We start from the raw sequence: 12,944 nt of genomic DNA, 5'->3' as shown, positions 1-12,944 counted from the left end.
GTCTCGAACGCGGCCTAATGCGTCGCACGATGGCTGGCGCGGCGCGGGATCGACCGGCAGGCCAGCCCCTCGGCCAGCAGCTTCATGTCCTCGTGCCGGCCGCTGCGAATCAGCCGGCCGAACTCTTCAGGGGTGAAAGGAAGACTTGGATCGTCATCGATCTTGTGCCGCAGTCGCGGACCGAAGAACCGCCGAAACAGGCTAGCCAGCCGCCGCATGTCAATTCCCTCGCGCCAGCAACAAACCTCTCAGTCCGCATATTGTTCCTCCCGCAACTTCGAGATTGCAAGAGGCCGCACGCGACACCGCACCAAAAATTTCCGCCAGAGAAAAATCTCCTCTTCGTCGTGCTAATCGGCAAAACCCACGTAGCGCACGAACTCGTCGTTGTGCTCGCGCTCCGAGCGAACCGCGTTCGCGGCAAAGCCGTCGTCGGGATAGCCCATCGCGACGCAGGTCATGATGACCTCGTCCTCCGGAATCCTGGCGACCTCGCGCACGATGTCGGAGCGCATGATGCCCTGCCCGTTGATGACCGAGCCGAGACCGCGGTCCCACGCCGCGAGCACGATGCCGTAGCAGAGCGCGCCGAGATCGAAATGGCAGACCGCGCCCGGATCGAGCACGCGGTCATAGGTCAGGACCAGCGAGACCGGCGCATCGAACTGGCGGAAGCCGCGCAGCACCCAGTCCTGCCGCATCGGCTTGTCGTCGCGCGCGATTCCCATCGCGCCGAACAACTTCTTGGCGATGTCGACCTGCCGCGTGCGATGCACGCCCTGATACTCGCCGTGGCTGACGATGTCGCGCTTGACCTTGGCGCCGCCGGCCATCTCCTCCATGTTGCGGCGGCGCACCTCTTCCAGCGGATGGCCTGTGAGCACGTGGACATGCCAGGGCTGGGTGTTCATCGACGACGGCGCGCGCTTGGCGTTCTCGATGATCGCCTCGATCACCGCGCGCGGCACCGGCTCGTTCCTGAAGCCGCGCACGCTGCGGCGCGACTGGACCAGCGTTTCGAATTCCACCTCTTGAACCTCCCTACCCGTTCATCCGCCTGCATCACGGCACGACGCCGTTGCCGATGCGGCGCGCAAAACCTATGCTAACGGCCAAGCAAGACCAAGAACCCTGTGAGGAAGCCCCATGGCCGCACCGCTCGATCCCGTCATCGCCCAGATCATTCCGCTCATGCCGATGCGCGATCCCGCGGTCATGACGCCACAGAGCGCCCGCGATTCCTTGCGCGCACTGGCTGCCTCGCGCGCCGCCATCCCGCCCCCGCCTGTCGGCAGCGTGCAGGATATCAAGGTGACAGGCGGCGCCGTCCCGCTTCCCGCGCGGGTCTACCGGGCCGGCACCACGCCGGCACCGACCGTGGTGTTCTTTCATGGCGGCGGCTGGGTTGCGGGCGACCTCGAAACCCACGACCGGCAGGCGCGCAACCTCGCGATCGAGACCGGCGCTGTCGTCGTCTCCGTCGACTATCGCCGCCCGCCCGAGACACGCTTTCCCGGTGCCTTCGAGGACGCCTTCAGCGCGGTACGTGACGTCCTCGACCGCGTCGCAGAATTTGGCGGCGATGCGAAGCGCCTCGGCGTCGCCGGCGACAGCGCCGGCGGCAATCTCGCGGCGACCACCGCGATCGCCTGCCGCGATGCCGGCATCGAGCTCGCCGCACAATTGCTGGTCTATCCCGTGACCGACGTGCTCGGCGCCTACGCCGATGCGCGCGAGAACGCGCGCTATCCCTCGCGCGCCGAAAATGCCGACGGCTACTTCCTCACGCGCGCGACGATGGAATGGTTCTGCGGCCACTATCTCGCCGATCCCGCTCACGCGAGCGACTGGCGCGTCTCGCCGCTGCGGGCCGCCTCACTGGCGGGCGTTGCGCCGGCGATCGTGACCACCGCCTGGTTCGATCCCTTGCGCGACGAAGGCGCCGCCTATGCGCGCGCGCTGGAGGCGGCCGGCGTCCGGGTCAAGCACCATGAGGGCCCCGGCCTGATCCACGGCTATTTCGGCATGGGCGACGCCTCGGACGTCGCGCGCGCCGAAGCGCAGCGCGCGCGGGCCGACTTCAAGACGTTGCTCGCACGGGGTGTATAGCCCCTAGCTGCGACGGGCCCGTTGCGCGTCGGTGTGCCCCCAGGTTTCGTCCCAATCCTGACCCGAGGCGTCGACCACGCGGCCACCGGCTTCAAAGAACTTGTTCGGCACCTGGAAGATCGCCAGGATCAAGGCCCCGTCCGGACACCAGGCCGCGTGCCGGCTGCCCGCCTCGCGCCAGATGAATTCGCCGGCCTTGCAGGCAATGCCCTTGGCCGGCCCCTCCTTGTCGACGAGCGCGCCTTCGATGACGTAGCTCTGCTCGATGCCGACATGCTCGTGATCGGGCAGCACCGAGCCCGGCGCAAAGCGCATCAGGGCGGTCATCAGACCGCTGCTCCGATCGAACAGCAGCGTCTTGGCCTCGCACCCTGGAAAGCGCGTCTTCTGCCAGTCCATGTTTTGCGGCTGAACCAAGTGAGAATGCCGATCGGCGGATTGTTCGCCCTTCGGGATCGCGGCGTCCATCACCATACTCCCTTCATCTCGACCGAACCGAGGCTAGCAGGATTGTCCGGCCGGGTCAGCGAGCGGTGCAACAAGACATTTGCCGATCGCGCGCGAAGAATCGGCAAGCGGACGGACCACAGGCGTCGATCTTGCTTGATTGCGCCATGATTCCCGGCTCCAATCCGCCCCGCCATTTCTGGTCTAGGGAGACACCTATGATGAAGCGGATTTTCCTCGCAGCGATCGTCGCCACCTTTGCAGCCGGCTCGGCCTTCGCGCAAGAAACCTGCGAGAGCAAGGCCGTCGGCAAGGACGGCAAGCCGCTCGCCGGCGCTGCCAAGACCTCGTTCCTGAAGAAGTGCAAGGCGGATGCCTGCGCACCCAAGGCCGTCAGCGCCGACGGCAAGCCGCTCGCCGGCGCCGCCAAGAACAGTTTTATGAAGAAGTGCGAAGTCAGCGCGTAAGGCGCAGTGCATTCGCGGCAGCGTTAGCGAACAATCGCTCCACGAACTCCGTCATGCCCGGGCTTGTCCCGGGCATCCACGTTCTTCATGACCCTTGAAAGTTCGTGGATGGCCGGGACAAGCCCGGCCATGACGATGCGGAGACACTTCACTCCCGCTTGAACCGATAGTCGAACGCAGCGCCCAGCGGCTTGATCCACCACTACGACCGCAACCCCGGCGCCTCCTGCCCGGTGCGCGCGACATATTCCGTGTAGCCGCCGCCGTACTGGTGGATGCCCTCCGGCGTCAGCTCCAGCACGCGGTTCGACAGGACGCTGAGAAAATGCCGGTCATGCGAGACGAACAGCATGGTGCCCTCGAAATCCGACAGCGCGGTAATCAGCATCTCCTTGGTGGCGAGGTCAAGATGGTTGGTCGGCTCGTCCAGCACCAGAAAGTTCGGTGGATCGAACAGCATCTTGGCCATGACGAGGCGCGCCTTCTCGCCGCCCGACAGCACCCGGCAACGCTTCTCGACATCGTCGCCGGAAAATCCGAAGCAGCCGGCGAGCGCGCGCAAGCTACCCTGCCCCGCGGTCGGAAACTGATCCTCCAGCGACTGGAACACGGTGCGCTCGCCGTCGAGCAGATCCATCGCGTGCTGGGCGAAATAGCCCATCTTGACGCTGCCCCCGAGCGCCACCGTGCCCTCGTCGGGTTCGCTCGCACCGGCAACCAGCTTGAGCAGCGTCGACTTGCCGGCGCCGTTGACGCCCATCACGCACCAGCGCTCGCGGCGGCGGATCATGAAGTCCAGCCCGTCATAGATGCGCTTTGAGCCGTACCCCTTGTGCACCTTCTTGAGCACCACGACGTCCTCGCCCGAACGCGGTGCCGGCAGAAAATCGAACGCGACGCTCTGGCGGCGGCGCGGCGGCTCGACCCGCTCGATCTTGTCGAGCTTCTTCACCCGGCTCTGCACCTGGGCTGCGTGAGAGGCGCGCGCCTTGAAGCGCTCGATGAACTTGATCTCCTTCGCCAGCATCGCCTGCTGGCGCTCGAACTGCGCCTGCTGCTGCTTCTCGTTCTGCGCCCGCTGCTGCTCGTAGAATTCGTAATTACCGGTGTAGGTGGTGAGCGAGCCGGAATCGATCTCGATCACCTTGGCGATCACGCGGTTGATGAACTCGCGGTCATGCGAGGTCATCAGCAGCGTGCCTTCGTAGTCGTGCAAAAATTTTTCCAGCCAGATCAGGCTTTCGAGATCGAGATGGTTGCTCGGCTCGTCGAGCAGCATGACGTCGGGACGCATCAAGAGAATGCGCGCCAGCGCCACGCGCATCTTCCAGCCGCCGGAGAGCTTTCCGACGTCGCCGTCCATCATCTCCTGGCTGAAGCCGAGGCCGGAGAGCGCTTCGCGCGCGCGACCATCGAGTGCATAGCCGTCCAGCTCCTCGAACCGGTGCTGCACCTCGCCATAGCGCGCGATGATCTCGTCCATCTGATCGGCCTTGTCAGGATCGGCCATATCCGCCTCGAGCTCGCGCAATTCGGCCGCGACCTCGCTGACGGGACCGGCGCCATCCATCACCTCGGCCACGGCGCTGCGGCCAGACATCTCGCCGACGTCCTGGTTGAAATAGCCGATGGTGATGCCGCGATCGGTCGAGACCTGCCCCTCGTCGGGCAGTTCCTCGCCGGCGATCATCCGGAACAATGTGGTCTTGCCGGCGCCGTTCGGGCCGACGAGACCGATCTTCTCGCCCTTGTTGAGGGCCGCGGAGGCTTCGATGAACAGGATCTGGTGGCCGGCTTGCTTGCTGACGTTGTCGAGGCGGATCATGAGGTCTTTTTGGGGGATTTTTGCGTTGCAGCGTCATAGGGCATGCGGGCCTCGAGGGGAAGCCCGGCGGGACAGTGATTCCACCCTCGCCGGGCGCCGATTCCGTCAGTTCACCAGGTCGAGGCGGGTACGGTGTGAAGCGACAAGCGGCTGCCCGACGGACCTCGGCAGATCGGCGCAATAAAAAGGCCCCGGTTGACGCCGGGGCCTGAGTTCACTGGGAAGATTCCAGATCAGTAGCGCGCCGCGACCGGAGCACCGAAACCGCCGAAGCGATAGTTCAGCCGAACTGTGACCATGTCCACGTCCTGGCTAACCCCGCTGCCGGTGAGGACGACCCCGCCGGGTGTGACCACACCTGCGTATCCAAAGTTGTCACGTCCCATCCAGAGATGGTCGTACTCGACACCGACCGACCAGTTCGGCGCAAAACCATATTCCCAGCCGACACCCAGGGCACCGCCCCAGCGCGTATGACTTGCCGAAGCCAGTCCGACCCCCGTGACGTTATTGAATATATCGAAGCGATTGTGGGTCACGGCGGCGCCGCCCTTCACGTAGAGCAGCGAAGCGTTCCATGCCCAACCGAGTTGCGCAGTGAACAGCCCAATGCCATCGATCTTGCCGGTCGTCGAGATCAACGGATCGATCAGGCTGACGCGCGTGTTCTTGATATCAGCCCAGTCGCCCTGCGCTTCCAAGCCGAGCACAAACTGATTGATTTGCCAGCGGTAGCCAATCTGTCCGCCAACCAGACCTCCGGAGCGATCGGCGCAGCCACCTGCCAGCGTCCCAGCGGGCGTTACGAAGTCGACGCAACCATGGCTTTGCCCCCAGCCTCCGTTGGCTCCGATGTAGAATCCGCTCCAGTTGTAGACCGCCACCACGGGTGCCGGCGGCGGCGCCTTGGCGGCCATGTCGGCCGCCTTGGCAGGAGCCGCCATAGTCAGTGCCGCCATGTTCAGTGCCGCGAAACCGACCGCAGCCATCAAAAGTTTTTTCATTGAATTGTCCCCTTGCTCAGCTCTCGTCTGTTCAAAAAAGCTCAGCCTCCTATGCAGGCTGGCGTGCATAAGCTCTGCGAACACATGAAAGCCTATGCGCGAAGGGATCATCGGCCCGTACCAAAATGGCAACACTCGAGCGTTATCACTATGCACGCTACCGTGCTTACTCGTCGCTCGATACTTGCGGGGGCGAGGTGCTGTCCCGCTCACCGGCAAGCCAGGCCTGAATGCATGCCGATGGAATGAGCCGCCGTGGAAGATGCGGATTGATCGTGCCGGCAAAGACGGACAGGCCTTCATCGAGCTTTGCGCGCGCGAACACCTTGGCGTCGTGCTCCGTCGTAAAAGTTCGCGTCTCGCGCGGACTCCGCTGTCTCGGCAGGATGCCTCGCCGCTGCACCTCAAAGGTGACATACCACGTTGGTGTCAAACGCCATCACCTGTTTCTTGATACGATGCCTCAGGAATCCCTCGCGCCCCGTCTCAGCATCGTGTCGCGCGTGCAGTGATGAGCCAGTTGATCCAAATCAATGGTCGGCGCGTTCATTGAGATTGCCCGAAGCCGGACATAACTCTCTTCGGGCTCACGGGGCAGCCGGCCTGCTGACCGCGGGAGCATCCGGGTCGCACCCGCGATACATGCCATGCAGTTGCTTGCCTTCGAGGAAAATGGTTCGGGACGTTAGACCTCCGCGACTGTCAAGCCGCCGCTGCACTGGCGCGGGGTACATCGAATACAGCATCAAAGTTGCGCCCCGATCCGTGAAGGTGCGTCCGTTCCTGCCGAAGTCCCACGCGGCATGAAAGGCCAATCTCGCTCTCGAGGTCACGCAAATATTGTCCGGAGCGATGGTTGCCAGCACAATCGTGCAGGCGGAGGCGCAAAGCCCGTCAATGACGACCGACTGACGCGAAGCACGCATTTTTTCGTACATTTTCACGTAGTAGGCGATCGATCCGCCGCGATCACCCGCAATGCGTACCGCGGAATGGCCCGGACCTGCGCCAGCCAGCAAAAGCATTCCTGCGAGGAAACCTGCTGCCGGAACTCTCATGTCGCTCGCTCGATGATGCGTGATGCCGATGGGTGGTGTGTTGTCCCAAGCTTGCGTGAGAAGAAGAGCTTGGGTCGTTTGGCTCGAGACAAGTTTCAGACAGGCAGATCGCCGCGGACATCGGTGCAGAGCGGATCGGCTTGCAGCGCCAAGGGCCGATCGGAAGATGACAGTCGCAATGAGATCTCGCGGCGCTTGCTCTGGAGCTGGCCGCCGAGCGGTAGCGGGACGGCGGCAGGCCTGCCGTCGTCCCCCGCGCTCGTCTCAATACCGATAGTACGGGTACTGGCCGGGGCACACCCAATTGCCGTAGGTGTCGTACGTGCAATTGCTGTACGCGCCGTAGGCGCCATAGGCCCCGGCTGCCGCGGCTCCTACCGCCGCCGCGCCTAGACCATAGGCCGCGCCCCTATATGCCCCGCGGTACACTCCACGAGCCACTGCCGCGCGCGCCACAGGACGGCCTTGTACCGGTCGATATCCGTAACCACGCCCAGCGACGCCATACCGGCCTCCTGCAACGCGGTATCCGCCGCCTCGTACATGCGCAACCCGCGCGCCGCCATGGACCGCTCCAGCGCGCATGCCGCCACCATGAAACCCACCGCCGCCACGGCGCGCGTATGCATCGTCGGGAACAAGGCTGATCGTGACGAAGACCAGAGCGGCCAGAGCAAAGAGAAGGAATCGAAGCATGACATTCCTCCATGACTTGCAAGGGGTGCCGTGCACTGGCGAGGCGATGCCGCTCGGGGATCGGCACCCGACGAGAGCCTTTGCTTCCACTCAAATGGACATTTGATTTGGATCAAATGTCTGCAACTTTGACTTCAGCTTTTTTGAAGTCTTCAGATCTGTCGTTCGCGGATCACAATTTTCCGCCGGACGTGCGCGCGTTCGTCACGCGGCCAATAGGGATTCTCCAGGCACATCGCTGCAAGTCCGATCGCCGCGGCCCGGCACTGATCCCACGATGTATAGGCGCACTCGAAATACGTGCTGCCACCCCACTCCCATTTCTGAAGGCAGACGGGGCGCCTGGGATCGAAAGTTTGAGCTGTAGCCGCGCCAACCATCAGGATCGCCGCACTGCCCAGCATCAGCCAACGGAGCATCCGCATCGCCACCTCCCTTGAATGTCAGCAAAGCTTCAGGTCGACCGCCGCTCTGCTGTCGATATATGTCACCCGGCCAGAATACCCTCAAGGCAGCCGCTGGAACGAAAGCGCCACCGCGCCCAAACCCATGCAAGCAGGATGCGATCGATGAGAATCAGAAGGTCGGCACTTCCCGTTGCGAAATCGTCGATCCGAGACGAAGGGCCGGGGCGAGCGGAATGGCATAGGTACTGCCTTATCACCTTGCCTGAGGAAGGCTCACGCGCCGGCCAACTGCTGGTGGTCAAGGTGGCGTCCGGTTCACACCTCACGGCTGACATCGGTGCGTCGGTCGGAATTTGTCGAGGTGGGCCATAATCAGACCTCAGGTTGTGAAAGCGCATCTGATGCAGACCCCTGCGGCCGCGAAGAAAGGACCCGCACTGGTTCAGTCTCAGTGGGGAACTGCCTCGATGACCTGGTAGTGCGAGCCTGCGCGAGCTGTGCCGCGCATCTCAAATCCGGCCGTTCGACATAGCGCGGAATACTCGTCGTAGCTCCGTTCAAGCGCCCCGAGCATGACGAGCATATTTAGGTCGCTGAATTTCGAGATCGGCCCCTCGTTCGGGGGCTCCACCACACGTTCAATGAGGAGTAATCTGGCTTCAGCCGTCATAGCGCGGCGGCAGGTCTTCAGGATAGAAATCGCTTCCTTATCGTCCCAATCGTGGATAATCGCCCGCATCACATAGGCGTCAGCCCCCTCCGGGATGGTTTCAAAGAAACTGCCTCCGACGATTTCGCATCTGTCGGCGACACCATGTTGGTTCAGAACTTCGGCCGCCTTGGCAACCACGTGAGGCTGATCGAACAGCGTTCCGCGCAGGCCCTTGTTTACGGCGAGAATTCCCGCCAGCAGTTGGCCTTCACCACCCCCGATATCCGCGACGTGACGAAAGCTGCTAAAATCGTAGGCGGCGATAATAGCTTCGATCGCGCCGCGAGAATTGGCCGTCATGGCTCGGTTGAAGATCGCGTTCTCATCTGGACGGGTGCTGCGATACTCCCATACGCTCTGACCATTGAGATGCCGAAAGGCACTCTCGCCGGTGCGGACGCTGTGTTCAAGATGGCCCCAGGCCTGCCAGGCATAAGGTCGGCCGACATATGCGGCCCAGCCGTCGAGTGGAGTCGGCGAGTCGGAACGAAGACACTCGCCCATCGGGGTGAGCGAGAACGTTTTGTTCTCGGCCTCATGGAAAACACCGACAGAAGCCAGCGCCCGCAAGAGCCGATAAAGTGTCCTCGGATGCGATCCGCTGAGCTGAGCAAGTTCGTTGCTGCTTAGGGGCCCGCGACTAAGGTGGTCGGCTATGCCAAGGCGGGCCGCCACGTGAATGGCCTGCGAAATCTGATAACCGTTAGTCAGCCGCGTAAGGTCCGACAAAGCATTGGTCGCCATGGTCTCACCTCCTGCTGCTGCCCCGCACAAAAGATGCATCGAGTACGAGACTTCCCGCAAACGGATGAAATCTCAGAAATTGCGGTGCGCACGATGTAACATAACGAAGATCCTTCAGATTCGAGGCCCGCTTAGGGTCACATGAGCTGACATTCAACGCAAACGCACGACAGTCCGTTCACGGCGGCAGAAATGCTCCTGCTACTGATCCGATGACCTCGGTGCTAGCTGCCGGTTGATAGGATCGGGCGAAAATGAAACGAGATGTCAGGGGTATCTCCGCTTCGGATCGACCATCCTGGCCGATGAGTATCAATCCGGCGCCGCCATTTGCGACATTCAGAATAATCGGCTCGCCGCTCCATGTCTTGATCGGGGCCATTGCTATGATGAGGAATTCGCCGACAGGCTGGTCGAAATATTGGATGCGCAATTGCGGACCGACTTCGGCCACAGCAAGTTCAAGGCCGAACTGCTGGGCGCGTGCGTAAACTCTAGCCAGACTCACGGTATCGGACGCGAACCCAAGCTGCGCAGGCGATAGATCGACAAGCTCCACATTTGTCTTCCGAGAGCTAACGATGAACGTCGGCCGAGCAAGGATTTCAGCGGCCTGACCACCGACATTGCAACCCTTGCTAACGAGCTCGTTGCGCAACGCAAGAGAGTCAGCGAAGGTACCTATTGTGATCGTCTTCCATGTCGCAACGTCGCGCCCGGACTTGATAGGCTGTTGCGACGCTGGGTCCGAGCGCGGCTTGAGCTTCAGGTGGTTCTGCAACACATGGCGGGCTGCGCATTGAGCGGACGCGGCGCTCGCAAAGGGAATGACGCAGACCGCCCAGAGTGCGCAAGCCAAAACGTAGGAGCAAACTCGCCTTGAATGGTCATTGCGTGCCGCGCACCGGGCTCGGCTTCTGAAAGTAAACATGGCAAATGGCTTTTCTAAAACGTTGGACAGAAAAGCCCGCCTCCGAGTCAATGGGAAGAACGGAGGGAAATGAGTCCAATGAACATTTCCGCGGCCGACTTTGAAATAAGTCCGGAGGCGGGGCCTGTGGCCAAAGTATTCCAACTTCCAAATGGCGGGCGGCAGTCCGTAAGCCTGATAGCCCGTCCGCCCCACCAGTCCTACCGGGAATGATGGCGCCGAAAAATAGCACCCGGAGCAAATCGGCTCAACGCCAAAGCCGCGCGGAGCCATTGTTCCGCGCCGCGATCCCGCGTCGGAGCCATCACGCTCCGAAAGCGGCAATACCTGCCGCGGCGGCCTGCGCATCCTGGGTTGACTGCATGCCCGAGACGCCGATCGCTCCGACCACCGTGCCGTCGCGCAGGATTGGAAGGCCGCCCTCCAGAGGCGTCAGGTTGGTCATGCCCAGCAATCGCCAATGAAGGCCGCCGTCCGCCAGGGCGGATTCGAACGCCCCGGTCGGCCGCCTGAAATCGACGGCCGTCTTCGCCTTCTGCTGCGCGACGAGCACGCTGCCATGCTGCGCCTGATCGAGACGGTACAGCAGGACGAGATGGCCGCCGCTGTCGGTAATGGCGATGACCATGGGCCAGCCATGACGTTGCGCTTCGGCACGCGCCGCATCGGCCACGAGCGTCGCCTCGTCGAGCGTGATCGGGGCGCCATAGAGAGGCGTCAGGGCCGCCAGAGCGACGTTTGCTGCGCAGGAAGCCGGTTTCGTCATAAGAAGCTCCAGGTGATTGGGAGCCCATTCACAACACATCACACCTATGATGATAATGACCGCCAATATGGATATATTATCTCACTTATCGGAAGAATAACATTGACCTCGCTTGCAGACTACGCGGTGTTTCTGGCTATCCTCGACGAGAGAAGCCTGACGTCCGCGGCAACGCGTCTTGGCAGATCGCTGCAATCGGTGAGCCGTTCGCTTGCGCGGCTCGAAGACGATCTTGGCGTAGAGCTCGTATCGCGCACGACGCGGCGCCTGCATCCAACACAGGCGGGCCTCGAATTTGCCGATCGGATCCGCCTTGCGCTCACAACCATCGATGCTGCGCGTGAAGACCTGCTCGCCAGCAACCGGCGCCTTGCCGGCACCATCCGCGTCGGTACGTCGAGCCTGTTCGGCCCCGAATATGTGACTCCCGTGCTGAGCCAATTCCTGACGCGGAATCCGGAGATCGACCTCGAACTCGTCCTGTCCGATGAGCGTGTCGATCTCGTCGCCGAGAAGCTCGATTTTGCGGTTCGCATCGGCAATCTGCCGGACTCGAACTTGCGGATTCGCCGTCTCGGTGGACTGAGCTGGGCCGTGTTCGCTGCGCCAGCCTATCTCGCGGCCCATGGTCGGCCCGAGCATCCAGAAGAACTATCCCGTCACGAATGCGTGTTGCGAGCCGGTGATGATGACAGATGGGTATTCAACGGCGACAGGCAGCGTATCGAAGTCCATGGTCGCTTTCGGTCGGAAAGTGCCGCGGCACGCAACGCGGCCGTCGCGTCCGGCTTTGGCATCGGGATCGCCCCGCTTTGGCAGGTCCGCAGGCTCATCGATCAGGGGATCGTCGAGCAGATCCTTGTCGGTCAAGAGCCGCCGCCCATCCCGCTCCAGATCGTCTGGCCCAAGCGAGGGGCTGGCGCGATGCCTCGGCGGGTTCGCGCCACCATCGAGTTCGTCGTGGCGCGGTTGTCCGCCCAGCGGATATGACGACCGTCTCTCGCGAGTTGACTCTTAAGCCCTTCGCATCAGCTTGAGCGAGGCTGCCAGCCGCAGGCTGCGCTTGCCGGCGAGCGCGATGCCTTCGAGCTCGCCGCTGTCTTCCGTGCAGGTCCCGGAGAAGCCGATGCCGACCTCGAGGCCGCCAAACACGGGGTTCTCCCCTTTCGCCGGCGTGTGCTCCTGGTTCAGCATCTCGCCCTTCCAGCGGCCGTCTGCCGAGGAATAGGCGCCGAGATAATAAAAGAACGCATCGCCTCCGAGGATGCGCCCGTCGATCAGCAGCATCACGCCGGACAGGCCGGCATCGACGCCGTCGAGCGCGCTCAGCTTCATCCCATAGAGCCCGTTGGCGATGCCGCCCGGTCCGACCGTCCCGTTCGGCGGCAACCCCTCGTCGTCGAGGCGGGTGAGATGGGCCCAGAACCTGGCGCCCGGCATGGTGTCCGCGCCGCCCTCGAGACGGATCTGGTTGCCGTAGAGCCGGCCGCGCGCCCCGATCGAGGCGACGTCGGCGCCCATCATCGGCTTGTAGCTGGGATCGAGGTTGTGCCGCTCGGTGATGACCTGGGCGATGATCTCGCCGTCGCGCTCGACATAGGTGCCGAGATGCGCGAAGCCCGAATTGCCGCCAAGCATCCTGCCGTCATGCAGGCACATGATGCTGCAGCCGAACGCATCGTTGACGCCGTATTCAACCTTGTAGAGCCCGTCCAGCAACGCCCTGAACCCGCAAAATCGAAAAACAATTGCCGGCTACCTAGCATCGTCACCGCACC

General features: G+C 62.7%; 15 protein-coding genes. 3 read left to right on the top strand and 12 right to left on the bottom strand.

The window, feature by feature from the left end; all coding sequences use genetic code 11:
• Positions 1 to 14: 14 nt before the first annotated feature.
• Together JQ566_RS06905 and JQ566_RS06900 are read right to left on the bottom strand one after the other, a co-directional pair.
• On the bottom strand, positions 15 to 218 hold the full coding sequence (locus JQ566_RS06905; protein ID WP_212371235.1) for a hypothetical protein: 204 nt from the start codon (positions 216 to 218) through the stop codon (positions 15 to 17).
• A 132-nt stretch (positions 219 to 350) separates the two neighbouring features.
• Positions 351 to 1,028 carry a nitroreductase gene (locus JQ566_RS06900; RefSeq protein ID WP_212371234.1) on the bottom strand — a complete coding sequence of 226 codons (678 nt, stop codon included), beginning with the start codon at positions 1,026 to 1,028 and terminating at the stop codon, positions 351 to 353.
• Between the two features lie 118 nt (positions 1,029 to 1,146).
• On the opposite strand from JQ566_RS06900, the gene JQ566_RS06895 reads away from it, so the two are divergent.
• Complete coding sequence (locus JQ566_RS06895; RefSeq protein WP_212371233.1) at positions 1,147 to 2,109, top strand: alpha/beta hydrolase; 963 nt, start codon at positions 1,147 to 1,149, stop codon at positions 2,107 to 2,109.
• A 3-nt stretch (positions 2,110 to 2,112) separates the two neighbouring features.
• Here JQ566_RS06895 and JQ566_RS06890 read toward each other — a convergent pair whose 3' ends face one another.
• Positions 2,113 to 2,577, bottom strand: a complete 465-nt coding sequence (locus JQ566_RS06890) for a cupin domain-containing protein (RefSeq protein WP_212371232.1) — start codon at positions 2,575 to 2,577, stop codon at positions 2,113 to 2,115.
• 197 nt (positions 2,578 to 2,774) lie between these two features.
• Here JQ566_RS06890 and JQ566_RS06885 point away from each other — a divergent pair, with 197 nt between their 5' ends.
• Positions 2,775 to 3,023 carry a hypothetical protein gene (locus tag JQ566_RS06885; protein WP_212371231.1) on the top strand — a complete coding sequence of 83 codons (249 nt, stop codon included), beginning with the start codon at positions 2,775 to 2,777 and terminating at the stop codon, positions 3,021 to 3,023.
• A 202-nt stretch (positions 3,024 to 3,225) separates the two neighbouring features.
• Here JQ566_RS06885 and JQ566_RS06880 read toward each other — a convergent pair whose 3' ends face one another.
• From JQ566_RS06880 to JQ566_RS06845, 8 genes are all read right to left on the bottom strand, one after another.
• Positions 3,226 to 4,848, bottom strand: a complete 1,623-nt coding sequence (locus JQ566_RS06880; RefSeq protein ID WP_212371230.1) for an ABC-F family ATP-binding cassette domain-containing protein — start codon at positions 4,846 to 4,848, stop codon at positions 3,226 to 3,228.
• Positions 4,849 to 5,081: 233 nt separating this feature from the next.
• The gene (locus tag JQ566_RS06875; RefSeq protein WP_212371229.1) at positions 5,082 to 5,852 is read right to left on the bottom strand and encodes an outer membrane protein; all 771 of its coding nucleotides are present in this window, start codon (positions 5,850 to 5,852) and stop codon (positions 5,082 to 5,084) included.
• A gap of 587 nt (positions 5,853 to 6,439) precedes the next feature.
• Complete coding sequence (locus JQ566_RS06870) at positions 6,440 to 6,910, bottom strand: hypothetical protein (RefSeq protein ID WP_212371227.1); 471 nt, start codon at positions 6,908 to 6,910, stop codon at positions 6,440 to 6,442.
• Positions 6,911 to 7,299: 389 nt separating this feature from the next.
• Entirely contained in the window at positions 7,300 to 7,551 is a 252-nt protein-coding gene (locus tag JQ566_RS34960; protein WP_212371225.1) for a hypothetical protein, read from the bottom strand.
• Positions 7,552 to 7,758: 207 nt separating this feature from the next.
• Positions 7,759 to 8,031 carry a DUF3551 domain-containing protein gene (locus tag JQ566_RS06860; RefSeq protein WP_212371223.1) on the bottom strand — a complete coding sequence of 91 codons (273 nt, stop codon included), beginning with the start codon at positions 8,029 to 8,031 and terminating at the stop codon, positions 7,759 to 7,761.
• 430 nt (positions 8,032 to 8,461) lie between these two features.
• Positions 8,462 to 9,469: a methyltransferase gene (locus tag JQ566_RS06855; protein WP_212371221.1), complete on the bottom strand. Its 1,008-nt coding sequence runs from the start codon at positions 9,467 to 9,469 to the stop codon at positions 8,462 to 8,464.
• Positions 9,470 to 9,647: 178 nt separating this feature from the next.
• Positions 9,648 to 10,253 (bottom strand): hypothetical protein, encoded by a 606-nt coding sequence (locus tag JQ566_RS06850; protein ID WP_349643300.1) that lies wholly within the window; start codon positions 10,251 to 10,253, stop codon positions 9,648 to 9,650.
• Between the two features lie 451 nt (positions 10,254 to 10,704).
• A complete protein-coding gene (locus tag JQ566_RS06845; RefSeq protein WP_212371217.1) occupies positions 10,705 to 11,166 on the bottom strand; it encodes a GlcG/HbpS family heme-binding protein in 462 nt (153 codons plus the stop codon).
• A gap of 102 nt (positions 11,167 to 11,268) precedes the next feature.
• Here JQ566_RS06845 and JQ566_RS06840 point away from each other — a divergent pair, with 102 nt between their 5' ends.
• Positions 11,269 to 12,156 (top strand): LysR family transcriptional regulator, encoded by an 888-nt coding sequence (locus JQ566_RS06840; protein ID WP_249139209.1) that lies wholly within the window; start codon positions 11,269 to 11,271, stop codon positions 12,154 to 12,156.
• 24 nt (positions 12,157 to 12,180) lie between these two features.
• On the opposite strand, the gene JQ566_RS06835 is transcribed toward JQ566_RS06840, so the two are convergent.
• The gene (locus tag JQ566_RS06835; RefSeq protein WP_212371215.1) at positions 12,181 to 12,885 is read right to left on the bottom strand and encodes a GrlR family regulatory protein; all 705 of its coding nucleotides are present in this window, start codon (positions 12,883 to 12,885) and stop codon (positions 12,181 to 12,183) included.
• Positions 12,886 to 12,944 lie beyond the last annotated feature (59 nt).

It is taken from the genome of Bradyrhizobium sp. SZCCT0231, assembly GCF_018130245.1.
Taxonomy (GTDB): domain Bacteria; phylum Pseudomonadota; class Alphaproteobacteria; order Rhizobiales; family Xanthobacteraceae; genus Bradyrhizobium; species Bradyrhizobium japonicum_F.
The sequence above is the reverse complement of the archived record's forward strand: the minus strand, read 5'-3'. Positions and strand labels throughout refer to the sequence as shown.